Below are 26266 nucleotides of genomic sequence, written 5' to 3'. Positions count from 1 at the left end.
AAAGAGGTTAACTTTATCAAGTTAATAAATCCGTTAACCTTACTTCTTTTAATTGATTCTGCATCGCCATCTCTGCAGCCTCTAGACTGTCTGAGATTTTTTGTTTCACTTCATCCACTTCTTTTCCTTGTAGAGTTACATCCGTGTGGAGTTTGAATAAGGCTTTTCCAGGCTCTACGGCCAGAAAAACATCCAATATAGTAATCTCAGATAACGGTCTTGCGAGCAGGATGCCGCCCTTAGCCCCTTCTTTGGCAATCGTCAGCTTGGCATTATTCAGGCTGCGGATGACTTTCACCGTGGTTGGCACAGGAATGTTGAGCTGCTCGGAAATTACCTTGGTGGATAAAAAGTTAGCACAGTTATCCTCCGAGATCCCATGAACATAGAGTAATATGGAGATCCCTTGCGATAAGGCTGTTGAGTATGACAATTGAATTCACCCTAACTATTGATTTCTAAATATACTATATATCTTTTAGATTTAGATTTCAAGTTGATTTGCAGCCGGTACGATTTTTTCAATTGGTGAGTAATGAATGAAGCTCTACTGAATTGCATTCCACAGCCTGTCCACAACGGAACCTATTTCAAGGAGTATCGGATCACTCTTTTTATCCTTTGGATAACCAAAATAGAGATCAATATAAAGCTCGATACCGTTCCAGATCTGCAGCATATTGTCCTCAGCAAACCGCATGGCTACCGGCTCGGCAAGCAAGGAACAACCGACCTCCCCTTGAACCAGTCTCCCGATGAGAACTTCATCATCGATGTACATTATTTTTTGCAGAACCATATCCTGCTTCAGGAAATAGTCAATGGATTGTCTATAGAATGGGCAGCTTTGTGTGGTCCAGATCCATGGCTTCTCTGCAAAATACTCCAGGGACACCTCTTCCTTGGGCACAGCCCAGCTGTTCGGATAGACCACTACCATCGGGAAGGTATGAAGTTTGATGGCGTGCACATAAGGATGCACAGCGTTCCCATAATAGAACCCCGCATTGATTTTGGAACTGGTCACATCCTGAATGAAATCTTCACTTTTGGTGTCGATAAAATGCAATTCCACCTGTGGCAGATCCTTCGAAAACCATTCGATCATCCGCCCTACTTGAAGAAGCTGCCCATCCGTATTTAACCCAATCCGAATCGTCTCTAAAGAATCCGCCTGCAAATCACTTGCCATATGATAGAAATCATCAATGGAGGAGAGTATTTTCTGTGCTTCCAGCAACAGCCTTGTACCTTTTTCAGTAAGGGTCATCCCCTTGGCCGTCCGGTAAAAGAGAGCAAACCCTACTTCCTTCTCCAAGGCTTTGAGGTGTGCGCTGGCAGCTGGCTGACTTGTGTTCAGACGCGCTGCCGCCTCCGTTAAGTTGCCAGTCCGGGCAATTTCTATAAAGGATTGCAAATGATACAGGTCCAACACTATCACCTCATTAGATGTAATTTTATGAACCATCCGTTTTTCTGATGGAGCCGATCAGCAATTGAAATTGGACGCTGTCATCCCGGGTGGATTATAGTAACTCCAGAAAGACTGGTTAAGGAGTGATAATTTATGTCGATTTTCATTGCCATGTGTTTTTTTTCATTGTCGATGTCAATCTCTCCAGGCCCGGTGAATTTGACGATTCTTAGCTCTGGAGTCAATTATGGATTGAAACGCGCATTTCCGTTAGTATCCGGTGCAACGATTGGATTTACGTTCTTATTGACTGCTGTGGGGTTAGGAATCTCCAATCTCGTGTCACAAGTCCCTATATTCTACGAATTGCTAAGGTATGCAGGTACTGCGTATATGAGTTATATCGGCTACAAAATTATGGTCTCACGTCCGGAGATCGAATTCAAGGAAGAACATCTGCCGCGTTTTCGTCATGGTTTTCTGATGCAGTGGCTTAATCCGAAGGCTTGGATTGCCTGTCTGTCTGGTGTCTCAGCATTTGGTTTGAATTCTTCCCGTTCAATGCTGCTGGTCTTTGTATGTATCTATTTTTTGATTTGCTATCTTTCCCTTGCTGCCTGGGCTCTTCTCGGATCGAGAATGCAATTTCTCACGAAAGTGAAGAACGGTATGAAGGTGTTCAATGGGGTAATGGGAGGCTCATTGATCCTTGTAGCTGTCTATCTTTTATTGTCAAACTAGCGACACCCGGACTTCCAGGTGCCGCCCGCGTGTATACCACTATCTGTAAGTGTCATGCGTTGGTAGAAACAGATCTTCCTCAGAGTCTCTGACCATCGAAAAGTGTTCGACATTGTAGTGTCCATGCAGTGTACGGTTATGATGCCTGATGATCTGTTCTGCACTCAAAACCTCACTGTCTGTTGTAGAATGTCCATCTCCGACCAGGGTGACATCCAGCTTACTGACGGTTGCCGTCCGGACTGCGGTATCGATACAGTGCTGTGTCTTGCAGCCCATAATCACCACATGTTCCACCTCTTGATCTTGTAAATATTGCAGAAGTCCCGTCCCGTGAAAAGCATTCGTTGCCTGCTTATCGAACACTTTGGCATCTGCAGGCATGTGGATTTCATTGTGTACCTGAAAGCCTGGACCCTTCCCCTGAGCTACATCAAGATCCCTTACAAACACCGCTTCAACATCAGATTCATTTGCTTTCTTAATCACCTTATTGATCGTGTGAATGAGCTGCTCTTTATTCAATACTGCACTTTCCTCTTGGTTCCCATCCATTAATTCCTGCTGCGCATCGATGATTAACAATAGTTGGTTCAATCGATTTCCCCCTTTACTAGGCTAGACTAGAATACGGCTCTGATCCGTTACTCACGCAACCTAAAGAGCTCCTTCCCGTATTACCTTCAGTATACTTGGCACATACAATATCTCAAGAGGAGTGAAGCGAATGAAGAAATACGGAATAAGTCTGCTGCTTTTCATTTTGCTGGTTGTACCGGGTTGCGGGATTGCAGAAAAGGTGGGGAACAGCGTCAATTGGGCCACAGATACAGCTTCATATATGCAGACCTTGACGGAGTTTGGGCAGGAAATGGATACAATGGCCGAGAGTGCTGCCACTGATCCGCAGGCTAGACAGGCATTGACGGATAGACTCCTTGCGCTCAAGGAACAGATCGTGCAATATGCTGATCTTCAGGTCCCTGAATATGCAGCGGACCTGCATCAATCCATTGTAGGATATAACGAAACGCTCCAGCAAGGTCTGGATCAGGCAATTACCAATCTGGAAGAAGGAAAAGCCGCCTTTGAATCGACAGGCATTCCCGATACGATCAACAAAATCAACGAGTTATTAAACCAGCTTACACAGCTGATCCCGTAATAACAGCAGATATAAGCGCTCAAAGCATAGCAATAACTGCATTTGAGCGCTTTTTAGGTTCATGGGTTGGATACAGCTTTATTTTTCCGTCAGCAAATATTTATATATCTTCCCGTCCCGTACATACTCATTAGTGAACAGTAGCGCATCCCCATCACGCTTGATGAATTTCAGATTATCTCCGTAGAAGGGAATATCATTGGTTTCCGCATATTCCTGCTGCTTGGTGTCGAGCAGTTTCTGGTATAACAACGTCTGCTTTCCCGTCTTGCGTTCGATCAGCATCAGCAGCCCCTTCTGATTCGGACGAATCAGCAGAAAATCATCATCCATTCCTTCCACCAGATAGTTCTCAGCTACACCCCCAAGCTTCACCATGTCTATGGATGAGGTTACCTTCCCCGTACCATCTTCAATCAACCGCAGCGTTTTCCCGTCAGTAAGCACCAAGTGATTGCCGTACATTCTCACATTATCCCCATAGCGCATCCAGTACTTCACACTATCCTGGCGGATCACCACTCCATCCTTGAGGATCAGTGTATACCATTTATTATTGATATGGGGCTCCCCGTAAATATCCGTGATGGTCAGGTACATCAAGCCCTTTGGCGTCTTTTTAAAATCAAATTGAACCATATCATACAGCTCCGAACCGAGTTTTGCCAGCAATCTGGGCTCACCGGTAGGAGTGGTTACATAGAGATTCCCTGTTTTTTTATCAATAGTATATTGGTTACCACCATAGGCAGCGCTTGCGGAGTTAAAGGACTTCAGCCCTTCAGCAGTATAGACACTATGTACAGCATCCCAGCCCACCGTGGTTCCTCCCAGTGAACGTACTACGAAACGGGCGGGAACATACAGCTGCTCCTCATAGATAAAAGGAGTTCCTCCAAGATCAACGATAGCTCCGTCGAGGATACCCTTTGTGCTCCCAATGCGAATACCAACCTTTTTCTTCCATCCTATAAATTGCACCTTTTGATGTGCCTGATCCCAAGTGGCCTGAAGGCCTGCCGACTCCAATAGATAAGCGGGCACATAGGTAACTCCATTCTTGATCAGTGCCGAATTGGTGCTCTGACCTCCGCCCTCCATGGAGTACTTGAAATATGCCGAAGAAGCAGCATCAGTAATTGGAGCCATTAGCAAAGAGGCCGCGAGCAAAGGGGCAACCAGCCATTTTCTAACCATACATCTTTCCATCCTCTCTTGGCAAAACATTCATTCCTGTAATGTATAGACGCAAACGGTTCAGATAGGTTTCACCAGGTTTTCCCACATATGGAGCTTGATCCAATCGTGTACTCATCTTTTTTTCCAGCGGCAGGCACCTATCTTAGGCTCCAGTCATAAAAAGGTTATAAGGAAGGCGGGATGCAGGTGAACAACAATCAGGCTTTTGATGAACGGGCTATCTTTCTGGCGGCTGTCTGTGGACAGACCTATGTCCAGTTTAATCATACGGAAGGTGCATTTACCGTTCCAACAGGATATTCAGTCACCCATATCATTCAAGCGAAATCGTTAGGTCATGTATGGGAACCGTTTGGATTCATTATGGAATCGCCGCAAGAGATCGTTATTGCCTTCCGCGGGAGCAGTTCAACGGCTAACTGGATTTCTAATGCCAATGCCACGCAAAAAAAGTACAAATACATCAAGGAAAACTGCCTTACCCACCGCGGCTTCACCAACATTTATTCCTCTGCACGAAGCGGTATTCACTCTGCACTCTCCCGGTTGTCCCCCGGCAAAAGGCTATATATTACAGGTCACAGCCTCGGTGGGGCACTCGCAACGCTATGCGCTCCCGATGTTGCTGCTAATACAGCATTCAATACTCCGCACCTATATACCTATGGCTCTCCCCGTGTGGGTGATCCGGCCTTCGCAAAAGCTTGTACGCGCTATGTTCCTAACAGCTACCGTATTGGCAATCTTTTTGATGCTGCCGTTTATGTTCCGCCCTCGATCTTCATAATGCCTGGCCGGGACAAACGGTATTATTACAGCCATGTCCAAACCTTCTACCCCCTTTCTTTTCAAAAAGGCTCCGTCAGCCTCAATCACGCACTCAGCAGTTATTTCAGTGAACTCTCCAAGCTCCGTCCGGAATTCACTCAGCAGTTATGCTCTTCAAGCCCCGGTTTTTGTCCGGTTGTGGAAGAGCTCCCCCAAGCGACTCGAGCTTAGCAGGCCCTGGAATAACAAAAGACACTAGCATAAGGCTAATGTCTTGGATCATTCTCACCTATGTCATGTGAATTTTCATTAGTGCTTCTTGATGAATCTCTTTGCCGCGTCACCTGCTGCTGCCGGAAGCTGCATCCACACATAAGCATGGAGGGAGTTCTCAATACGTTCAATTTCATAGCTATCAAGCAGACTGGAAAATGTATGCAGACTGCCTCTTATCTTCTCATCTGCCCACTCTTCTTCGCTCGGCAGGAAAAGAACCGGACACTTCACCTTGTTGTAATAGTGTTCAAATTTTACATCCCAGTATTTTTGAATATATTCGGTTCTAACCCGATTTAAAAAACAATAGGTAAAATGACCGTTTGGCAGCTGCTGCAGATTATTTTTGATAAAGGCAGAGAAGTATTCGTTCCATAGTCCGTGCGCCTCGAATTCCATCCGTTCTTCTTCCTCATAGACTTCTTTAGTGGGAAATTCACGTTCCTTCCGCTCTGCTAATTGGACCCGCAGGGCTTCCTTCTTCTGCTCGATTTCTTCTTCTGACCCCTTAAATAAACCATACTCGCCGAACTCATTATACAAAGCACCCTCACAGATAAGCGATTGAACAAGCTCGGGATGTGATGCAGCCAGGCTAAGTCCTACCTCCGCCCCCATGGAGCTGCCGACAACATGGCAATGCTCCACATTAAGATGCTGGAGCAGGATATAGATATCATTCGCCATATCATCAATATGATAGCCTGTTTCAGGTTTATCTGATTTGCCATGCCCCCGGCAGTCCGGAGCAATGGTACTATATTCCTGCTCAAACTGCGGGATGATGCCATCCCACATGTTCAAATTCCCGCCGCTAAAGTGGAGGAAGAGAACGACTTCCTTATGTTCAATTGCGTATTTCACATTGATACCTATGTGCCCTAAGTCTATTAGTTCCTCTAGCATGTTCTTTGCCTCCAATATGTAAAATCACTCAATTCATTATACCTTATGGATTCTGTCAGATTCAGTGTGAAAGTTGAGTTAAATATAAAAGCTGTTATACTTCAATTGAGAACGATTATCAAATACGAAGGTAGTGAAAGTACATATGCTCACTCAGCGTTGTGACAGCTCCATCGCACATCCACATAGCTTCTATATCCCCACGCAGATGACAAACATTAACGGATTATCGATCAGTGGTGAACCTGATACGTGGCCACAGCATTCTATTATAATGATTGTAACCGGCGGGAATGGCACCATTGAGCTTGAAGGGAAACCGCATAACCTTGCTTGCGGAACCTTGCTCTGCTGCTCCAGCACGCATAGCATTTCCTTACATCCACAATACCAGCTTCATGGGTTATGGATTGAATACTCCACCTTGCCTCCGCAGCCAGCCGGGGCCAATCCCTTGAACAAGGATATACCTGTGCATGCAGTCAGCTCAAAAGCTTGTACACTGGCTTCAGAACTGCTAAAAACCTGGGAAGCGCCGGCACAGGATAATCCGTTCGCGCTTCAGAAGCTGTTCTCCGAGCTTCTGGCAGAGCTGTACCGCACAAAAGTGGAGGGTGCCCAAACATCAGTGCAATGGCTTGATCAAGTACTGCAACATATAGAAACGAATTACAACGAAGATTTGACAAGAGTACAGATGGCAGAGCTGGCCGGGGTCAGCCCGGAACATTTCTCACGTACCTTCCGCAAGGCCACGGGTCAAACCTTTAACGAATATCTCACCTTACTTCGGATCCGCAGGGCACAGCAGCGTATACTGACTGACAGACCGAATTTAACCGCACTGGCGCAGGAGCTTGGCTATGGCGAAGGAACCTATTTAAGCAGAAAATTCAAGCAGGTGGTCGGCGTATCTCCGGCAGCCTACCACCGCAAGAACAAAAGAATTGTTGCCCTGAATTTCAATCACACCGCCAGTCTAAGAGCGCTAGAAGTCATGCCTGAACTGGGTGTGTATTCAGGCTGGATGGAGCGTCTTGAGCTTGCTCCATCCCAGGATAAATTGCGGTTTGAAGAGACAAGCTCCGCTTCACTCTACCAATCAGTAGCCGCTGCACGGCCCGATGTTATCATCAGCTATAGCCTTACTGCTGAGAGCAAGCTGCTGCTGCCGGTAGCACCGGTAATTGAGCTGCCTTTTATGCTTATGGGCTGGCGGGAGCAATTCCGGCAGATCAGCGCTATTGCAAACCGCGAGCCGCAGGCTGAGGCCTGGCTGAGCCACTACGGTGAGCTGTGTCATACCGCCAATCTGGAGTTGGACCGGCTGCTCGGAGCGCGGGGGACAGCTATCGTCTGGGAGATTGGCGAAGATACCGCTTATTCCTACAGCAGTAGCTTTGGGCATGGAAGTCAGATCCTATATGGTGATCTGGGTTTCCTCCCGCCTGCTGACCTGCTGGAGCAAGGCCTGCTCCGCAGCGGTTATTTGAAGACACCCACCCAGAATATCGCTGCTTATCCTGCAGAACATATTTTCATTACCAGTATTCCTACGACACATGAGGGGCTGGAGCGGTTCTCAGCGCTGATGCACTCCTCAAGCTGGAAGGAGCTTGACGCAGTTCAAAATGGCCATGTCTATCAACTGAACCAGCCGGAATTATTCTATGGCTTCGATCCCTTATCTTCGCTGGCACAGTTGAAAATGATTATGCAGACGATCACATCACAAATTTACATGAGGTGAGATCACATCAGACCATAGTCTTCTTTGGGTGAAGTCTGTAAAGTGTAAATGAGAATGATAATCATTGTACATAAGGAGGCACACAAGTTGAATAATCTACAACAACGCAGCGCGAAACAAAGACATTGGCTCATCTTTTCCCTGCTGCTGGCAATGACCTTATTGGCTTCAGCCTGTGGAGACAACACTTCCAAGGGAAGTGCCGCAAATACAGGAAGCGCCACCGAAGCCCCCCCGGCTTCGCAGCAACCGGAGCAGACGGTGGAACCCGCTGCATACAAAACGGTTACTACCATAAACGGGGAGATTAAAATCCCGGTTGAACCGAAACGCATCGTTGCCGAGGAATACCTGGGCAGCCTGATTGCCCTGGATACTATTCCTGTCGGCGCTCCCGGCCTGACACTGGAGAATATGTACTTCAAAGAAGCCCTTACCGGCGTAGCCGATACCGGAACCTACGGGAAAATGTCACCCGAAAAGATCCTCGAACTTGAACCCGATCTGATTATTTCCGGTATGGCTGACAGCTACGAGGCCTTAAGCCAAATCGCTCCTACCATCATCGTGCCTTATGGGGATCTAAAAAATGCTCATGAAGAGTTAACTTATTTCGGAAAGCTGCTGGGTAAAGAACAAGAAGCCAAGGCCTGGCTGGCTCAATACGACAAACGTATTGCTGAAGCAAAGGCCAAGGTAGACGCAGTCATCCCTGCTGATGCTACCTTTAGTATCCTTGAACATGGCGACAAAGCCACTTGGGCTTATGGCGACAACTTTGGACGCGGTGGACAGCCTGTCTATCAGGCGCTGGGCCGCAAGCCTCCTACTGGCGTTGCTAAGGAAATCATGGAGAAGCAGTGGGCTGAAATTTCTGCTGAGATGCTGAACAAATATGCCGGGGATTACCTTATCGTAACCGACAATGAACAAACCGTGCAGGACTACAAGGATGATCCGATCTGGGGCAGCCTGCCTGCAGTCAAAAATGATCATATTTATGTCTGGAAGGAAGGGAAATCCTGGTACTATGATCCCATTGCCGTTCTTTCCCAAACGGAAGAGCTTGCGGCTTGGCTCACCGGCGGACAAAAATAATGCAAGTCATTCCATAAACACCAGAAGAGCCAGATTCCTATCAGAGGAAATGGCTCTTTTGCGTTATTTACCGTAAAGTTATACCCGGAAGATATTTTGATTAGGTACGCCGCATATATGCCCGCACGGTGATTGGCGCAAAGACCGCCACAATGGCAGCGGCTCCGATGAGGGAATAGACCAGATCCGAGCCCATGGTTCCTAAGTTGACCAGATTACGTACAGCTGTCACCAGATGCGATATCGGGTTCATTTTGACGAACCATTGAAGCCAGTCCGGCATCGTATCCACCGGCACAAAAGCATTCGACAGGAAGGTCAGCGGGAACAGCACGATCATGGATATCCCCTGAACACTGGAGGCTGTACGTGCGATAACACCGAAGAAAGCAAAGATCCAGCTGATGGCCCAGGAGCAGATAATGACCAGTACACCGGCCATGACAACATGCCCGAATCCGCCTTCAGGACGAAGTCCCATCACATATCCCATCGCAAACGTAAGCACAGTCGCTATCGTATAGCGGACTGTGTCTGCAAGCAAGGCTCCGGCAAGCGGGGCTATCCGTGAAATCGGCAGAGACTTGAAGCGGTCAAAGACACCTTTTTCCATATCCTCCCGCAGCTGTACGCCTGTCACAATCGAAGTTGTGATTACGGTCTGCACGAGAATTCCGGGGATGATTACCGGCAAATAATTGTGGATATCCCCGGAGATCGCTCCTCCAAAGATATACGTAAACATCAGGGTGAAAATAATCGGTTGAAGCGTTACATCGAATAATTGTTCAGGGGTGCGTTTGATTTTAAGCAGCCCCCGATAGGCCATCGTTAATGAATTCCGCACCGACTGGCCGAAGCTCGTGTGGTTTTTGAGCTGGCGTTCAGCGCCTGGCTTAATGAATGTACTCATACTGTTTACCCCTCCATTTGGTTTGACTTGGCGGACGCCAGCGTGGATTTATCTTCTACCCCATGCCCCGTTATACTCAGAAAAACCTCGTCCAGCGTTGGCTTCTGTACACTAAGCTCAGCCAAAGAAATCCCCGCCTCACGGAGAGCAATCAGCAGATCGGGGACCCGGTCCGCATCCCCCATAGGTGCAGTAATGTTCGCAGATTCCGCGGATATAATGGTTTTTACATTTAGCACCCGTTCAACCGTCTGACGCGCAAAGCCGATGTCGAGCGGATTCTGAACTTTTAACTGCAGGGACGAAGTACCGACAGATGATTTCAGTTCATCTACTGTACCCTCAGCGACTACCCGTCCATGGTCGATTACAGCGATACGGTCTGCCAGCTGATCCGCTTCTTCAAGATATTGTGTGGTTAACAGAACCGTTGAACCGGACTGTATCAACCGGCGGATGGTGTCCCACATCTGATTCCGTGTACGCGGGTCCAGACCGGTTGTCGGTTCGTCCAGGAAAATGAGCGGCGGCTGCGCAATCAAACTTGCAGCCAAATCCAGGCGGCGGCGCATTCCGCCCGAGAAGTTTTTAAGCGGACGTCTAGCCGCCTCTGTTAATCCAAATTCCTCAAGCAGCTCCTCGGACTTGCGACGCGCCTCGGCACGTCCCAGACCGAGCAAACGCGAGAAAATCACCAGATTCTCAGTGGCACTGAGCGATTCATCTACAGAAGCATATTGTCCGGTTACACCAATCAGCTGACGGACAATCTGCGGCTCCTTCACCACATCATGCCCGAAAACCCGGGCGGAGCCGCCATCCGGCCTCAGCAGCGTCGCCAGCATCCGGATTACTGTAGTCTTCCCTGCCCCATTTGGACCCAGTACGCCATATATTGAACCTGTAGCCACTTTAAGATCCACACCATCTACCGCGCGATTATCCCCAAAAATTTTGACAAGCCGCTCTGCCTCGATGGCCCATTCTTTCTTCGGAGTTCCTGCCCTAAGTTGACTCATTTGTTACTCCTCCTTGACAACTAATATAGTTGGATCATAAATCGCTTATTTAAACTGAATATAAACATGTTATGTATTCCTTCTGTGCCGCTTCATTATAACGCCTACGGGTAAGCAGCTTAACGGTCTCCAAACGCATTTATCCCTCAGTCCCTGGACGTAGAAAGCAACCACTTCATTATAAAAAAGGCCTGGGAAAAGGCATTTCGCCTTAAACCCAAGCCATATATTTATACATACGGTTTGCTATTACTCGACAGGTACATTTGCTATGGTCACCGGCTCGGTAAATTTTGCAGTACCGCTTAATCTCAAGCGCATATTGGCTGCACCGGCGGTAACTGGATTGATTGTTAAGGTTAAACTTTTGCTGGCAATACCGCTTGAATTGGCCGTTAGCGAAAAGGTTGAGCTATAGCCATACGATGACGGCCACGAACCGTCACTGTTCTTCACCTTGGCGACTTGTGTACCTGAACTGGTATACACCCCAAGGCTATAACCGGAGGTCGTCGAGCCCGGCGTCAGACCGGAGAGTGTCACTTTCACCTCGAACTCATAATGATTAGGAAGCGTCGCCTGATGTTCGAATGCATATAAAGGTGTTGTTGGAGAAGTGGAGCCGGCACCGTAAGAACCGGTCTTGAAAGTCGAGGAATCATACCATTTGTAGCCCGCAGCTGGCGCTGCCCAAGGTTCAGCCTGCGGCTCCGTGGAACTGGCAGGTGCTTCCCAGCTGTATACCGAAGTGGCCGTGTCCAGGGTTAAGCCCGGTACCGCGGAGAATGTTGTATAGCTCTCAGGCGTAGCGAGCCAGTTCACCATGTTGACCAAAAGTGTGGCGTCATCCGCCTCCTCATAGCCGTCATAGGTTGTTTTGGTGCCGCCCGTCTCTTCTTTTTTGTATTTCGGCGTTGCATCCTCTACCGGAGAGGAGTCGCCTATAAAGCCTGCTTTACCTGCGCTAACCTTGGCTACCGCGACAAACGGCCCTTCCGCGACACCGCCGCCGTTATACACACCGGCATCCACTGCGCTGGACCAGGCGGTAGCCGTTGCCGGAACATAGACAATTCCCTTCGCCTTTGCCGGGTCGGTGATGGCAAGTGTGGATCCGGCGTGAACAGCCACGCTGGATACCCCGCTTGTAATATTGAAGGCTTGCGAAGGAGCCACGATATGGTTTGCCGTCACATCGCCCAGTGCGTTATAGCGGAATCTCACACCGAAGTTCGAAGCCAGCCAATCCGAGCTCGAAACTCCAGACATCGCCGGTGAAGCCGCTTCCTCCGCCCCCATACCCAGAGCAGGACTTCCCCAAGCTCCCCGCCGGTAGCCGTTGAAGACCTCGGAGGCGTCGAAGCGGTTTTTGTTCCGGTCTGCGTTGTAATGATCGCTGATGAAGAAAATGCTTCCCCCGCCTTGAACGTAGTCAAGCAGTGCACTCTGCTCCGACGTCTTGTACGGGATATTGGCTTCCGGAATGATGAATACATCGTAGCCAGACAGATCGGACAAGGTGATCGCAGTAGTCTTGCGAAGCTCTTTAATGTAGTAACCTTCGGCTGCAAGCCCATTCGCAAAATCCGAAAAACCGCCATCAATCACCCAATCGGCGGCACCGGCTGTCTGGGCATGCGTGTTATCGAACAATACCTTCTTGCCGTTCGCGGTGGCGGGGGTAATGCTGGGAGCCGGATCAGATACCCCTTCGGCTTGAACCAGGGGGACAGGGATGATTACAGCAGACGCCAGCATTGCGGCAATCGCCAAGCTTGTCCAGGTTGTACGCAGACGCGGGAAGCTTAGAGACATTCTTCATTCCTCCATTCTCTTCATAGGATTAAGGCCATTACGGCTGCCCATAGAATAGCATAGTAAAATTTGGAATAGAAGAACTTTTTGCTATTTTTTACATTTTTAAAACAATTTTATTCCAAGGATGACAAACTGGCGGGATGACTGAGCCATCATCAGCTATCGACAAATAAGTAACCTATTGCGTATAATATATATGTAATAGGTTACTTATTTATTGACGAGGAGTTGAGTCCGTTGGATGAAAAGGATGAGCAGGCTTACATTTTGGGTGCTGTGCTGACACTTGCCAACCGTCTTCAGGTACTAGGGGATAAATTGGACAATCAAATGACCATGAAGCAGTGGCTGCTGATTGCAGTTATTCTGAAGAGCGGTTCATCCTCCCCCACCTTAAGTGATGTTGCGGAGATGATCGGCAGTTCGCGGCAAAATGTAAAGAAGATGGCCCTTTTGCTTGAGAAGCAGGGGTTCGTTACGCTCACAAAAGATAACAAAGATGCCCGTATCCTCCGGCTGCAGTTGACCGGGAAATGTGGAGCCTATTTTGCAGAAAGAAGCGAGCAGGAAGCCCGTTTCATGGATTCACTATTCCAGTCATTCGATTACAGACTAACCGAAGGCTTATTCTACGGCTTGACCCGGCTCACAGAGAACATCGCCCAAATGGAAGCTGACGCATTCGAAGACAGAGAGGTGTAGCACATATGGCCCTTTCATTGTTTATTCTGGCTGGCACTGCAGCTGCCCTGATTGTTTTTTTCAAGATTCCCTATTCCAAAACCAAAGCAGAATTCCGGAGGATCGCAGACATGTGCCTCGCCAAACCTTCCCTCCCGGACGAGACGTTCACAAGCGAAGACTGGAAGCTGCTGCCTCCCCCTGTCCGGAAGTATTTTGAGACCAGCGGATTTACCGGCATGCCAAAAATGTCCTCGATGGAAGCCGTATTTAACCAAGTAGAGTTTATCCTGTTGCCCAAAAAACCTGCTATTCCCATAAAATATACGCAGTACAACTTCGTTCAGCCTCCCGCCAGAATCGCCCTGATTGAGACGTCTATGTACGGCATCCCTTTTCAGGGCCTTGATTCTTATGTAGAGGGTATCGGCAGTATGAAGGGCGTCCTGGGCAAGACCTTCACACTCTTTAACCAGCTAGGCGAGGAGATGGATCAGGCGAGTCTGGTTACCTTTTTGTCGGAATCTCTCTGGGTGCCAAATGCTATCCTTCAGGACTACATTACCTGGGTTCCCATTGACGATCATCATGCGCAGGCGATCATTTCGTGTTATGGAATTACAGCGGGCGGAATATTCAGCTTTAACGACCAGGGAGAATGCCAATCCTTTACAACGGACGACCGCACCGCCATTGGAATGGACGGCTCCAAGCAGCATGTGCGCTGGTCCGCCCTAATGAAGGATTACAAGTGGATTGACGGTATTAGACAACCTACGCACCTGCAGGCTGTGTGGCATTATGACAGTGGGGATCTCGTCTATTTTGACAGCCGGAATCTTCGGGTGAAGTATCATTGAACGCGATGCCTCGCGGCTGATCTGCTCCGCTGCAGGGAGAAAGTGACACTGGAGGCCGGATGGCTCTTGCTTGCCCACAATCTGCTGGAGCAGTGGACCAAAAGCGCAAAACAGCGATCCTCAATACCCGGAGGATCGCTGTTTTGCTGCCTTTTCTTCATAAACACTTAAACCCCATAATGAATAACATATTTCTTTTCTTCAATGGCCTGTCTGAGCAATCTCATTAAATCTATCAATTCTGATGATGATTTGGATTGTTTATCTTTCAACACAATGCTGTAAAAGGCTTCTAGGGATTCAGGCGGTATCAGCGTAACTCCCCATCTGGCAAGGGATAAACCGGGTCTGCTATAGCTGTGGAAGTAGGTTTTGATCAATGACAATTCGTCCCACCAATCATTCAGGAAATCATCAGCAACCGCGATGCAATGATAGGTTTCCGCTTCATATTTGGAGTAATCTTTATCCGTCTCGAATTGATCTATAATACCAAACTCAGCAACACAAGCCACTTGCACCCTCCTTTACTTTCTGCGTATTTGGTCACAACGACTCTCGGATCACTCTTTTATAATACAACACCGACAGAAATCCAAAAATTGAATATAGCGCCGTGTATAACAGCATAACCAGGATCGTCGGTGTTAGCATTTCCGTGCCGAAAAAGAACCAGCCGGACTTGACGGCAAAGTAACTATGGCTCAGGCCAACGACCAGCGGAATCCCGAAGTTGAACAACTGCTTGAACTGGATGCCCCGTAAGAGATCTCCTTGGGTAAAACCCAGCTTCCGCAGAATGGTGTAGCCTCCTTTTTCTTCCTCGCCTTCATCCATTTGCTTGAAGTACAGAATGCAGCCTGAAGTAACCAGGAAAGTTAAGCCCAAGAAGCCGACAATAAACATAATAACGCCCATATTGTTGCGCTGTTTGATTTCGAAATCATACTGCGAAAAGCTTGGATCCTCGGGTGACTGATTCGTAAAAATTTGATTTGCCTTTTCTATTTGCGAGCGGTTAGCAAGCTCAATCCCGTAGTAATCCGCTTTTTCTTTTGCTTTTTGCAGCTTGGGATTCAGGCTCTTAACCAGCTCATGGTAGACCGTCTCATCGACAACAAATATGCCAGCGCCTCCACCGTAATAATAGGGCACAATAGATTCCTTGGATATGCCTATAAGCTTCTGCTTAATCGTCCCTTTCAAAGTCTTAAGGCCAATCTCGCCGGTTTCATTCAATTTAAAAAGCGTATCCATAGCTCTGTTGTACCCCATAATTCGGGCTTCGCCAGGCTTTACATCTACCCCTTCTACAGTGCTGTCGCTGACTACGGAAGTAGAAAGAACCGTGTCTTTGGAATCCTTCTCCATAATTTTCGCAGCATCGACTTCCATCTCCACGGGCTGCATATGAATTTCTTTGTATTTGATTTGAGCCGCATCCAGTGCCTGTACAAACTTCTCCTTGGCCTCCACCCGGGCAAACCCAAAATCGTTAGGCGAGCTATCCTTGGCGTTCGCTTCCGCCGAATAATAAGAGATATAGCTAAGCGACAGCAGACCGATAGCCAGCGCGGATACCGTTGTAATGATCGTCAGAAGCAGCGCATTCGACTTCATACGGAACATAATAGACGAGAGCGAAAGTACTTCATTGATGGAGAGGTAGCCTTTTTTACTCTTGCGGATTGCGTTGAATACGAAGCTGACTGAGCCTTTATAGAACAGATACGTGCCGACAATAACCAGACCCAGGATGAGAATCATCGAGGTCATCAGTCCGTTCATGCTGTTTATTTTCCCGCTGAAGAGCAGAGTGGACAAATAATAACCTGACGCGATAAAGGCGAGGCCAAGCAGGCCAAAGACAATCTCCCACAGCGGCATTTTTTTAATGCGCTCCTGTGTGGTGGAAGTAGCCTTGAACAGGGAGAGAATGCTCTGCCTTTTGATGAACGTGTAGTTCATGAGCATGATGAGCAGGTAAACTGCGGCAAAGACGATAATGGTCTGCTGCAGCGCCTCAGGAGAGAAGCGAAGCTTGGCCACGGCGTCAATCGCCAGGATTTTGAACAAGATCATCAGAATCAGCCGGGACATCGCGAACCCGGCACCAATCCCGATTATCATGGAACCGAAATAGAGGATCAGGTTCTCCGCGCTCAGTAGTTTGAAGATTCTTCCTTTCGTTAATCCAATCAATTGAAACAACCCAATCTCACGGCTGCGCCGCTTGATGAAGATCGTATTGGCATACAGCAGAAAAATCGCAACAATCGCGACTAGCAGCACCGAGGATGCACCAATGGCTGCTCCTCCTTTAACCGTTCCTTTAAGTTTCCCCATAGAAGGGTCATATTGCAGTGTGACGAAGGAGAAATACAGCGCCACACCGAAGATCAGCGCAAAGACGTACAGGTAATAGTTTTTGATGTTTTTTCGCAGATTGCGCAGGATGATATAATTCAGGCTCATTGCTGGACACCGCCCAAAACACTCGTGGTCTTGATAATATCATTGAAAAAGGACTGCCGGGATTCATCGCCTTTGTTCAGTTGAGTGTAAATTTGCCCGTCGCGGATAAACACCACCCGGCTGCAGTAGCTGGCGGCAACCGCATCATGCGTGACCATTACGATCGTCGCCTGGCGCTTCGTGTTCATGTCGGCAAGCTTGTTCAGCAGGTCGGAAGCTGATTTGGAATCGAGCGCACCTGTTGGCTCATCGGCAAATATAATGCTCGGATCATGTATAAACGCCCGTGCCGCTGATGTCCGCTGCTTCTGTCCGCCGGAAATCTCTGCCGGGTATTTGTCTTTCATTTCGAAGATCCCCAGTTCACCGGCTACCTGTTCAAACTTCTGGTGGGCTTCTCTCTTCGAAATGCCTGTGATGGAGAGCGGAAGCAGCACGTTTTCTTTGACGGTTAGGGTATCCAGCAGGTTATATTCCTGAAAAATAAATCCCAGATGCTGTTTACGGAATTCGGCCAGCTGCTTCTCCTTCATGCCCGTAAACTCCTTGCCTTCTATTTCTATCGTTCCCTGACTTACCCGGTCAATGGAGGAAAGCACATTCAGCAGCGTCGTTTTGCCTGAACCGGAAGCCCCCATGATGCCGACGAATTCGCCTTTGCTGACTTGAAGGTCAATTCCCTTCAGCACTTCCTGTTTGTTGAATTTGTTACCATACGTCTTATAAATTTTGTTAGCTTCTAGAATCATCATGTTCTGTGCACTCCTTATAGATAATTTCGATCCCTCCCAAACCCTCCCTTCCAAGGGAGGGCCCCAAGGGCTCTGCCCTCTGGACACCCGGTTAAGTGCAATTGGCGTGGGCATTCTGACTGGCTGGACTTAGGGATGTGGGGAGTAGGACCGCTTGCCGTCCCTGCGGGACACGCTTAACTGCTGCGGGACCTGGATACGGGGTAAAGATTAAGATCAAAAGATTAAGATCAAAAGACGAAGTACAAGACCCCTGATCTTCTGATGTTGTACTATGTCTGATCGTTAAAAGCATAAGTTCAAAACCCAAACCTCCTTGATCATCTGATGTTGCACTATGTCTGATCTCTATAGTTCTATCATAAGCGGGTTGCTTTCTGTTTTCCTGCGTTTCACCGAACAAAACAAAGAGGCATGTGACATTGTTGTCACATGCCCGAAATACTCAAAAAGTCATTTTTGCGTGGAAACGTTAACGTAAAGGTAGTGCCTTCCCCGGGTTGGGATGCTGCCTGAATATCGATCTGCAGCGGCTCCGCCGCCTGTTTCGTCAAATAGAGGCCCATGCCTGTGGCGGCGCCTTCCTGGCGGCCGGTCGTGGAAGTGAAGCCTTTATCATAGATGCGCGGCAAGTCTTTGGGGTCAATCCCTCTTCCGTGATCCTGGATGGTCAACACGACATGTCCCCCGGTTTCCCTGCTCTGAATGAGGATATCGGAGTATTCACTATATTTCACAGCATTTGTCAGCAGTTGTCTAAGCATAAAACCAAGCCATTTGCCGTCAGTGAGCACTTCTTCTGCAGTAAGTTCGACGTCAAACCCTATTCCTTTGGGAATACACCATGATTTCAGCGCCCGGATCTCTTGATTAAGGATGGGTTCAAGCCGGGTCTTCTCGATATACAGATCATTATGCATGAATGGAATCCGTTTCTGATGAAGCTGCTGGTCAAGCAAGTGGTGAATTCTCAGCCATTCGTACATAATTTGCCGCTTTAGTGTTTCGTCCGGAAGCCGTTCGATCATGAGCTGCATGGCTGTAAGCGGGGTTTTGACCTCATGAATCCAGGACAGCAGATCGTCTTTCTCCTGCTCCAGCAGATGGAAATTCGCTGAAGATTCCAGCCTGTAGCGTTCGGTTTGGGCAGTCACTGCTTCCTCGACCATCCTCTCGAACGGACTGTCCGCTCCCTTGAAGGTACTCAGATCATAGACCTCATCCCAAGCCCCGATCCGGTGATAGAAGCGGGTTTCCTTAGGATATCTGAGGAACACAAAAACAGTACATACCATAACATTCAGTCCGACAATGTACAGCACAGGCATGAAGGGAATGGAAGAATCTACATAGGCCACGAATAGAAAGATGATCTGCAGCCCGCCAAGCAAAAGGAGCCAGCTGAGCTTCTCCTTTATGTATTTCCTGATCATAGCGCCGCCTCTTCGGTCGCCATATAGCCTTGCCCCACCTTGGTTTCAATATACGAATCCAGACCCAGAGGCTCCAGCTTCTTACGCAACCGGTTCACATTCACAGTCAGCGTATTGTCGCTCACAAAATGCTCGTTGTCCCACAGGTTTTTTATGAGCTCCTCACGCTCTACAATCCGGTCTTTGCACTCTACCAATATTTTGAGGATTAGCATTTCATTCTTCGTCAGCAGTGCGGAGTCTTGGCCTCTTGTTACAGTATTCTTCACGTATTCAATCGTTGCTCCTCGCCACGTCTTCAGCTCGATTCGTTCGGTGTTATAGTTATACACCCGGCGCAGGGTGGCCTGGATTTTGGCGATAAGCACATCGAAATGGAACGGCTTCTGTATAAAGTCATCTGCTCCGAACTGCATGGACATGACCATATCACTCGGGTGGTCACGGGAGGACAGAAAAATAATCGGCACATTGGAATGGGCCCTTAATATCCGGCACCAATGAAACCCGTCAAACTGCGGCAGCTGGATATCAATAATGACCAGTTCCGGCTGGACCGCTGTAAATTCCTGAACGACTTTTCCGAAATCAGAAATGCCGTACACCTCATAAGACCACTGAGACAACCGCTCCTTGATCTCACCGAATAGGGTGATATCGTCTTCAATAAGCATAATTTTGAACAATAGAGACACCTCGTTTCAATCTGTGCAGCTCAGGGATAGAATCCAGGGTTATTTTAACATAGAACCTGTGAATTGGGTTATGTCCTCCATTCTACAGCATACTTCATCTATTGTTTTTATCGAATAATAGTCACATATTATGTAAAATCAGGTTATCCCACTAGTTGATTTTGAACGCTTCCATGTAATAGAATGAACTAATTATATAGAAAAGGATGCGCATACGAAATGCGGTTGAAGGAAACTCGTACTCTCAGCAAAAGATCTATCATTTTCTTCTCTCTGATCATGCTTGCTAAAAGCTATTTTGCCTGGTATTACTTATTCGAAGACGGGCCAACCTGGACTACCTTGTTTAAAGAACTTCCATTTGTGCTGCTGATCTTCTGCTTAATTGAATGGTTCGCTACCAAACGGAAGATCGCCATCTACATGCTTGTGAATTTGTTGATTACGGTATTGTTCTTCTCTCTGATTATCTATCATAATCATTTTGGGATTATTGCCACCTCTCAGGTATTCGGTCAGGCCAAACAGGTTGGAGCCGTTAAGAAAAGTATTTTTTCGGTCATCCACCCGCAGTACATGCTTATTTTCCTGGATATCATCATCATTAGCCTGGTTATGTTCAGCCGGAAAAAAGCACTCGCCTGGAAGACAGCCATGTCGCGCCAGAGTAACCGTAAAGCGGTTGCCGCCTTGTTCTGTATTTCCTTCGCGATCTGCATGATGAATATTTTCCCGAACCAGGCCAGCATGAATGAAAACGTTCAGGCCGAACAAATGGGTATTCTCAATTATGAAGCCTACGCTCTGCTTGCCGAGCATAAGGAAGAACAGATTGAGCTGTCCAAAATCACACAATCCGCCATTGATGAAACAAAGGGCATTCAAGCACCAGCCCATCCGGTCATGTTCGGTGCCGCCAAAGGAAAGAACCTGATCATCCTTCAAATGGAATCCTTTCAGAATTTCCTGATTAATTTGTCCATAGATGGACAAGAGATTACACCAAATATGAATAAGCTGGCAGCCGGGAACTTTTACTTCCCCCGTTTCTACCAGCAAGTCGGACAAGGAAATACATCCGATGCCGAATTTATTGTGAACACTTCCTTTTATGTTCCACCGGATGGACCGGCTACCGACATTTATGCTCCTAAGGAGCTTCCAAGCTTGCCTAAGCTACTGCAGGCGCAAGGTTACGATACGGCGACTTTTCATACCAATGCAGTTGACTTTTGGAACCGCGGGGAGCTCTACAAAGCAGTAGGATTTAACCGCTACTATGACAAAGCCTTCTTCGGGGAAGATGACACTGTCTTCTACGGGGCTTCTGATGAAGTTCTGTACAAGAAGACATCCGATGAATTGGCGAGAATGGATCAACGCAGCCAGCCTTTCTATTCACATGTGATCTCTATGTCCTCTCATAATCCTTTTTCCATACCGGAGAGTAAATACAAGATGACCCTTCCGGAACGATTCGAAGGAACACTAGTCGGAGATTATATCCGTGCCCAGAATTATGCGGACTACGCGCTTGGCCAGTTTATTGACGAACTCCAAGCAAATGGGGTTTGGGATAACAGCTTAATTGTGTTATATGGAGATCATCGGGGACTCCCTATTTTCTCCCTGAAGGAAGCGGATAAAACCTTACTCGCGGAAATTCTGCATCATGAGTATACAGAACGCGATCTGATTAATATTCCGCTCATTATTGCATCCAAGGGTTTGACTACACCCAGCGTGAAGGAACAATTAGGCGGGCAGGTTGATATTTTGCCGACGGTATCCAATTTATTAGGGGTATCCCTTAGTAACCATATCCATTTCGGACAGGATATCTTGAATCAATCCGCCTATAATCTGCTTCCGCAACGATATTATTTACCTACAGGGTCATTTGTTAATAATGAAGAGCTCTTCTTATCCGGCAGCGGGTTTGAGGACGGACAGCACTATACCTTATCGGGTAATGGCAATCAACCGCAAAAAGCTACAGAAGATGAATTCAATCGTGCACTGGAGCTGCTGCACCTGTCAGACAGCTATGTCACCCAATTGCCTGATCGGGAAGTTGTGGATGAGGATAATTAAAAAAGAACCCCGCTTCGTGAACTTGAGGCGGGGTTCTTTTTTGTGCTATCCATCGCATTTCTGGGTGTATACAGAAAATAAAGTATTAGATTGGATGACTTTACTCCACGCGCCTATTCGAATTGTCGTACCGTCAAACTCCAATAAGTTTAGACTGAGCCTAGGAAATAAAATAGCGACAGCCAAGGACGAGAAAAATAAAGTCCTAGACTGTTGGTATTTTATTGAGCTAACGTTTCCCGTTAGCAATAAACAGTTCATCAAAAATTATCACTTCACTCGTTCGGAAATATTTTTACTTATTTTTTCAGGATTTTCAACACCAATGATCAACTTTGATATTTTGAACTTACCAACTTTAAAGCTATTCAAATCTAAATGAAGAGTTTCAAGCTCATTTTCAAAAAAGTGCAGTTGATAACCACCGTTTGATCTAAATAACCCATTTCTCATTCCTCCTAATAAAGCACCATATATTTTAAAAGCATTTGGTATCGGTCTACCTGTTGTTATTCCTGTGATTGAAGAGTATGGAATTTGCAACCCTTTATCTAAATTTATAAAGGGTGAGTTTCCAAAGTCGATATTTACGTAGGTTTCCATTAGTTGAATTTTATGTTCCATATTTTGATTCCCCCATTTTCAAATAATCCATTTATTTCGAAACCAATAATTACATATAATACCACAAACACCTCTTTTCTTCATAAAGGTCTAAACTGCCCGTTAGATGAACAAAAGCAACCGATCGACGTGATCAGCTGCTTTCGTAATTTCATTGGGCTATCGTTTCCCGTTAGTTGAACGATTCTTCGGTTTTAAAAAATCCAACAGGATAGTTCGCGTCGTCTTCTGTATCTACATCAGGGTATCGATTAAAGACTGATTGGAGATTGCCGTGGTTGATCAGATGATCAATTAGTTGTTCAATTCTTTCCCTGCTTATAATATCAATCAATACCATGTCGCTGGACCAATAATATGTGCCGCTCATGCATTCACCGGTTTGTATATTTTTTTGCCTCAACGTCTCGATATTTTGGTAAGTGAAAAAACTGGCAATCCATTTGGAGCGATCTGGAAAAACAACAATAACATCGGAGTTGTCATCCTTACAATCCCATGAGCCTACGGGCCATATTTCAGCTTCTATCCATACATAACGATCCGAAAAGTTCATAGCCAGTCTCCTATCTATGTGTCTGCCTTTAAGTTATCGTTCTCCCGTAAGTTCAATCATTACTAAGCCATGGTTTTTCACACCAAACAGACTTCCGGGCAACGAGCATAGTACGTTTATTCTTGTGCATGAACATTTCCTCTGGACCATCGTTGTACATATCAATCAGATGATCAGGTATAATGGCTGCATCAAAAGTCCATAAGTCCTCTTTTGTATAGCATACTAAAGCTTCCCATGGTGTTCCGTCCGTCACTTCGTTTGTGAAATACACGCCACTTTCTTTAAACTCCTCCGAAAATCTTGTCAACATTGCCCATAGTAAGGTCTTAAACTCATCTTTTAGCTGCCCTGTCTTCCAATCTAGTTCGATTTCCTCTGTCCAAAATAGCAAGCTAACTTCCAGCCAAGACTCCTCAAGTTCCTTAATTACTTCTGGCGTCAATCCCATCACATAAGGACGGATATGAAGTTCAAAATCATTGTGAACGAATATTTGTGATTCAGCACCGCCGCCAAGATACATAAACCCATTATCCGAGACTTCCCACTTCAATTCCGATGTGAAGTACCTTGAGTCGAGGTACAAGGAGCTTAGTACTTTTGCAAAATGATTGATAAGTTCCTTAAAGTTATGTCGGTTGCATTTGAGATACGTTTGGATATGAGAGTATTCGGGCATGAGTACACGCCTCCTCTAGCTCAGCAATTTAACCGCACAAGCCTGCCAGTTAGCCTAATGAAGCATTGCCAGGCTATACCTTATTTTCTCGGTCTGTAACCATTAAAAAAAATGATCCTGTAGAGTTTACCTAGTTCCGAGATCTACGAATACCACTCCTAGTTCGCCCTTTATTCCTTTTGCCTGACATCAGAAGGTTTAACTATCACGGGTAGGCTGAACTAGTATTCTCCGTTAACGTATCGATATAACGATTTACCTCTTTAATCCTAACGATGTTCCCCAAGAGGTTTTAATTGATGGTTTGGTCTGTAAAGCCATTGGCAGCACAAAGTTTTCTTCATCAAACTCTAGGATAAGACATTCATAGTTATCTTCACGCTTTATTTGAATAGTGCTGATATTTTCTAAGCAGTAATTGTTTATTTCTTCAGTGTTAAGATAAATTCTTAACTGACCACTCCGGCTTGCTTCTTCAAACTCGAATACAGCCTTTATATGATTTCTAACTATTTGGAATGAAATTGATGTATATTGCCATGGAACATCGTCATCGCTTAGCTCTGCTTCACATTCGAATAGGTATTCTAGTTCATACAGTTCAGGAGTTTTCATTGCTGGCCCCCAAAATCAATTTTTATAATGTTCACTCAACATTACCACATATTAGAACTACCCTGCCCTTTAGTTGAACGGCGGCGGAAATCTAAAATGGGTCCGCCGCCATTGAATGCTTAAAAGAATCGTTGATAAAGCTCTCTCCGACGTTCGCCGCGGAGCTGTGCGTACATTTGAGTCGTCGATGCTTTCTCATGACCTATGATACCTTGGATGAAATCTAAGGGGCACCGTTATCAAGGAGCTGACATGCATAAGTATGTCGAAAGCGATGCGGGTATACGTTCGCTTCATTTTCTCCCCGATCTGCAAGCCGTTTTAAGGCCCACCTAATTGTAGGTATGATTCGTTTTGTTGGTTGCGTATCGGTAACAAACAAGGCTTTGCAGGAGTCCTCACGGCTGGTCAAGTACTTCTTTATCTGTCGTAAAGTAAACTTCTCTTTGCTTCAATCCCTTGCCATTAACGGTTGCTGAGCAGTTCTCCCAGTTAAGATCCTCGATGTTGATCTTCTCCACCTCTCCAACCCGGCAGCCGGTGCTGTAGAGAAACTCCAACAGCGCCCTTTCCCTGAGTGACTGACAAGAGATCTTTAAGTGTATGACGTCTTCCTCAATCAAAACTTTGGAATGCGCTTATCTAATTTCGGTTCTCTTAATTTTGAGAAGGATATGAAGTCAGATACGTCTCTTCATATGCGTAACGGAAGAGAGAACGAACAAACCGAATTCGGTGACCCAGGCTGCTCGGCTTCAAACGATCAGCTTGTTTTACCATGTACTCCTTCAGCATGGCTAACGTTACCTCTGTGATATCGAGATTACCAAGCTCTTGCATCAACATTTTGTGCTGTAGGGCGTATGCTTTTAAAGTTCTCGCACTGAATCCTTGAATGCGCTTGTCAGCTTCATACAACCTCCACAGCTCACTTAATTTCATAATAAAACCTCCCTTTAGAAGCTATTAAATCTAGTTTGCTTCTAAGGAGAGGTTTTCAGAAGGGGCATGTTGAACTAGCGTTCCCCGTTAGTTGAATAAAGGCAGCCGATCGCGTTTACTGACCGGCTGCCTTATCGTGTTTGAGCTAGCGTTTCCCGTTAGCGTAGTAAACATTAACTTTTATTAAGGATAAGGTTCTCTGCGCTCTCAGGATTGATAGTTTCTAAGGGGTACTTTCTACTGTACCTAAAAACTTACTTTTAAAAGCCTGGTCTTGCTTACAAAACCCGAGCTCTCCAAAGTTGATTTAGAATTATGATTATAATACCAGCAACCGGGCAGCGGTTGCTTACCATTTTCTGCGCAGATGTTTTTTAAGTAGATAATAATGCTTCTCCCAGCACCCTTTTCACGATGTTCCGGCATGACATACATTCCGGTGGCATTATAGTCAGTAAAAACCCTTACTTCTTCTCGCAAACCATAACCTAAGACTTCATCCCTGACACTTAGCTCATATATCTCAAATAATAATCCGTCTTTTTTAACCTTATCGGTATTAATCTCTTCAAAAAAGCCTTTTGTAATTTCATTTACTTCCGCCCACCTATCTTCGGATACAAGCCTAAAATACGATTTTGAAAATTCAGGCGGTCTCACATCAACTCCGCTTTCTTCAAAAATAAATGCCTGTATTTCAATCTCTTTATGGTTTTCAATGCACAAAGATAAAAATAACTCATCACATGTTGGAACATAGGCAGTCTCAATACTATATTCTTTAATAAC

Annotated in this window: 27 protein-coding genes and 1 pseudogene; 8 read left to right on the top strand and 20 right to left on the bottom strand. The window is 46.4% G+C overall.

Annotated features, from left to right (window positions below; all coding sequences use genetic code 11):
- Positions 1–16: 16 nt before the first annotated feature.
- Together A3849_RS22400 and A3849_RS22395 are read right to left on the bottom strand one after the other, a co-directional pair.
- Positions 17–433 carry an RrF2 family transcriptional regulator gene (locus A3849_RS22400; RefSeq protein ID WP_074113393.1) on the bottom strand — a complete coding sequence of 139 codons (417 nt, stop codon included), beginning with the start codon at positions 431–433 and terminating at the stop codon, positions 17–19.
- Between the two features lie 114 nt (positions 434–547).
- Entirely contained in the window at positions 548–1432 is an 885-nt protein-coding gene (locus tag A3849_RS22395; protein WP_074113392.1) for a LysR family transcriptional regulator, read from the bottom strand.
- A 135-nt stretch (positions 1433–1567) separates the two neighbouring features.
- Between A3849_RS22395 and A3849_RS22390 the strand changes: the two genes are divergently transcribed.
- Positions 1568–2155, top strand: a complete 588-nt coding sequence (locus A3849_RS22390; protein WP_074113391.1) for a LysE family translocator — start codon at positions 1568–1570, stop codon at positions 2153–2155.
- Positions 2156–2194: 39 nt separating this feature from the next.
- On the opposite strand, the gene A3849_RS22385 is transcribed toward A3849_RS22390, so the two are convergent.
- On the bottom strand, positions 2195–2752 hold the full coding sequence (locus A3849_RS22385) for an isochorismatase family protein (protein WP_074113390.1): 558 nt from the start codon (positions 2750–2752) through the stop codon (positions 2195–2197).
- Between the two features lie 130 nt (positions 2753–2882).
- Here A3849_RS22385 and A3849_RS22380 point away from each other — a divergent pair, with 130 nt between their 5' ends.
- The gene (locus A3849_RS22380; protein WP_074113389.1) at positions 2883–3320 is read left to right on the top strand and encodes a DUF6376 family protein; all 438 of its coding nucleotides are present in this window, start codon (positions 2883–2885) and stop codon (positions 3318–3320) included.
- A gap of 78 nt (positions 3321–3398) precedes the next feature.
- On the opposite strand, the gene A3849_RS22375 is transcribed toward A3849_RS22380, so the two are convergent.
- The gene (locus tag A3849_RS22375; RefSeq protein ID WP_074113388.1) at positions 3399–4517 is read right to left on the bottom strand and encodes a copper amine oxidase N-terminal domain-containing protein; all 1119 of its coding nucleotides are present in this window, start codon (positions 4515–4517) and stop codon (positions 3399–3401) included.
- Positions 4518–4700: 183 nt separating this feature from the next.
- Between A3849_RS22375 and A3849_RS22370 the strand changes: the two genes are divergently transcribed.
- Entirely contained in the window at positions 4701–5519 is an 819-nt protein-coding gene (locus tag A3849_RS22370) for a lipase family protein (protein ID WP_074113387.1), read from the top strand.
- A gap of 78 nt (positions 5520–5597) precedes the next feature.
- Here A3849_RS22370 and A3849_RS22365 read toward each other — a convergent pair whose 3' ends face one another.
- Positions 5598–6470, bottom strand: coding sequence for an alpha/beta fold hydrolase (locus A3849_RS22365; RefSeq protein ID WP_074113386.1), 873 nt, complete (start codon positions 6468–6470; stop codon positions 5598–5600).
- A gap of 145 nt (positions 6471–6615) precedes the next feature.
- Between A3849_RS22365 and A3849_RS22360 the strand changes: the two genes are divergently transcribed.
- Both A3849_RS22360 and A3849_RS22355 read left to right on the top strand, forming a co-directional pair.
- On the top strand, positions 6616–8220 hold the full coding sequence (locus tag A3849_RS22360; protein WP_074113385.1) for an AraC family transcriptional regulator: 1605 nt from the start codon (positions 6616–6618) through the stop codon (positions 8218–8220).
- 87 nt (positions 8221–8307) lie between these two features.
- Complete coding sequence (locus tag A3849_RS22355; RefSeq protein WP_074113384.1) at positions 8308–9318, top strand: ABC transporter substrate-binding protein; 1011 nt, start codon at positions 8308–8310, stop codon at positions 9316–9318.
- Between the two features lie 100 nt (positions 9319–9418).
- Here the strand turns inward: A3849_RS22355 and A3849_RS22350 are convergent, their stop codons facing one another.
- The 3 genes from A3849_RS22350 to A3849_RS22340 form a co-directional block, all read right to left on the bottom strand.
- Complete coding sequence (locus A3849_RS22350; RefSeq protein WP_074113383.1) at positions 9419–10231, bottom strand: ABC transporter permease; 813 nt, start codon at positions 10229–10231, stop codon at positions 9419–9421.
- 5 nt (positions 10232–10236) lie between these two features.
- Positions 10237–11250, bottom strand: coding sequence for an ATP-binding cassette domain-containing protein (locus A3849_RS22345; protein ID WP_074113382.1), 1014 nt, complete (start codon positions 11248–11250; stop codon positions 10237–10239).
- Between the two features lie 249 nt (positions 11251–11499).
- A complete protein-coding gene (locus tag A3849_RS22340; protein ID WP_074113381.1) occupies positions 11500–13065 on the bottom strand; it encodes a DNA-binding protein in 1566 nt (521 codons plus the stop codon).
- A gap of 240 nt (positions 13066–13305) precedes the next feature.
- Between A3849_RS22340 and A3849_RS22335 the strand changes: the two genes are divergently transcribed.
- Positions 13306–13770 (top strand): MarR family transcriptional regulator, encoded by a 465-nt coding sequence (locus tag A3849_RS22335; protein WP_074113380.1) that lies wholly within the window; start codon positions 13306–13308, stop codon positions 13768–13770.
- A gap of 5 nt (positions 13771–13775) precedes the next feature.
- A complete protein-coding gene (locus A3849_RS22330) occupies positions 13776–14609 on the top strand; it encodes a DUF6544 family protein (RefSeq protein ID WP_074113379.1) in 834 nt (277 codons plus the stop codon).
- A 167-nt stretch (positions 14610–14776) separates the two neighbouring features.
- On the opposite strand, the gene A3849_RS22325 is transcribed toward A3849_RS22330, so the two are convergent.
- From A3849_RS22325 to A3849_RS22305, 5 genes are all read right to left on the bottom strand, one after another.
- Complete coding sequence (locus A3849_RS22325; RefSeq protein WP_074113378.1) at positions 14777–15124, bottom strand: hypothetical protein; 348 nt, start codon at positions 15122–15124, stop codon at positions 14777–14779.
- A gap of 31 nt (positions 15125–15155) precedes the next feature.
- Positions 15156–17084, bottom strand: coding sequence for an FtsX-like permease family protein (locus tag A3849_RS22320; protein WP_074113377.1), 1929 nt, complete (start codon positions 17082–17084; stop codon positions 15156–15158).
- Entirely contained in the window at positions 17081–17836 is a 756-nt protein-coding gene (locus A3849_RS22315) for an ABC transporter ATP-binding protein (RefSeq protein WP_074113376.1), read from the bottom strand. Before A3849_RS22315 ends, A3849_RS22320 begins: the two co-directional genes overlap by 4 nt.
- A 428-nt stretch (positions 17837–18264) precedes the next feature.
- Positions 18265–19269: a sensor histidine kinase gene (locus A3849_RS22310; RefSeq protein WP_074113375.1), complete on the bottom strand. Its 1005-nt coding sequence runs from the start codon at positions 19267–19269 to the stop codon at positions 18265–18267.
- Positions 19266–19955, bottom strand: a complete 690-nt coding sequence (locus A3849_RS22305) for a response regulator transcription factor (RefSeq protein ID WP_074113374.1) — start codon at positions 19953–19955, stop codon at positions 19266–19268. Before A3849_RS22305 ends, A3849_RS22310 begins: the two co-directional genes overlap by 4 nt.
- Before the next feature lie 228 nt (positions 19956–20183).
- Between A3849_RS22305 and A3849_RS22300 the strand changes: the two genes are divergently transcribed.
- On the top strand, positions 20184–22058 hold the full coding sequence (locus tag A3849_RS22300; RefSeq protein WP_074113373.1) for an LTA synthase family protein: 1875 nt from the start codon (positions 20184–20186) through the stop codon (positions 22056–22058).
- A gap of 270 nt (positions 22059–22328) precedes the next feature.
- On the opposite strand, the gene A3849_RS22295 is transcribed toward A3849_RS22300, so the two are convergent.
- The 7 genes and pseudogenes from A3849_RS22295 to A3849_RS33060 form a co-directional block, all read right to left on the bottom strand.
- Entirely contained in the window at positions 22329–22682 is a 354-nt protein-coding gene (locus tag A3849_RS22295) for a hypothetical protein (protein ID WP_074113372.1), read from the bottom strand.
- 172 nt (positions 22683–22854) lie between these two features.
- The gene (locus A3849_RS22290) at positions 22855–23238 is read right to left on the bottom strand and encodes a hypothetical protein (RefSeq protein ID WP_074113371.1); all 384 of its coding nucleotides are present in this window, start codon (positions 23236–23238) and stop codon (positions 22855–22857) included.
- Between the two features lie 52 nt (positions 23239–23290).
- Positions 23291–23920 carry a hypothetical protein gene (locus A3849_RS22285; protein ID WP_074113370.1) on the bottom strand — a complete coding sequence of 210 codons (630 nt, stop codon included), beginning with the start codon at positions 23918–23920 and terminating at the stop codon, positions 23291–23293.
- A gap of 255 nt (positions 23921–24175) precedes the next feature.
- Complete coding sequence (locus tag A3849_RS22280; protein ID WP_074113369.1) at positions 24176–24535, bottom strand: hypothetical protein; 360 nt, start codon at positions 24533–24535, stop codon at positions 24176–24178.
- A 398-nt stretch (positions 24536–24933) separates the two neighbouring features.
- Positions 24934–25095 (bottom strand): tyrosine-type recombinase/integrase, encoded by a 162-nt coding sequence (locus A3849_RS33660; protein ID WP_256700880.1) that lies wholly within the window; start codon positions 25093–25095, stop codon positions 24934–24936.
- 97 nt (positions 25096–25192) lie between these two features.
- Complete coding sequence (locus tag A3849_RS33655; protein ID WP_074113368.1) at positions 25193–25477, bottom strand: site-specific integrase; 285 nt, start codon at positions 25475–25477, stop codon at positions 25193–25195.
- 246 nt (positions 25478–25723) lie between these two features.
- Positions 25724–26266, bottom strand: a pseudogene (locus tag A3849_RS33060) (hypothetical protein); the annotation flags it as partial.

Origin of the sequence: Paenibacillus sp. P46E (assembly GCF_001909095.1) — a bacterium.
Classification (GTDB): Bacteria; Bacillota; Bacilli; order Paenibacillales; family Paenibacillaceae; genus Paenibacillus_AQ; species Paenibacillus_AQ helianthi.
The sequence above is the reverse complement of the archived record's forward strand: the minus strand, read 5'-3'. Positions and strand labels throughout refer to the sequence as shown.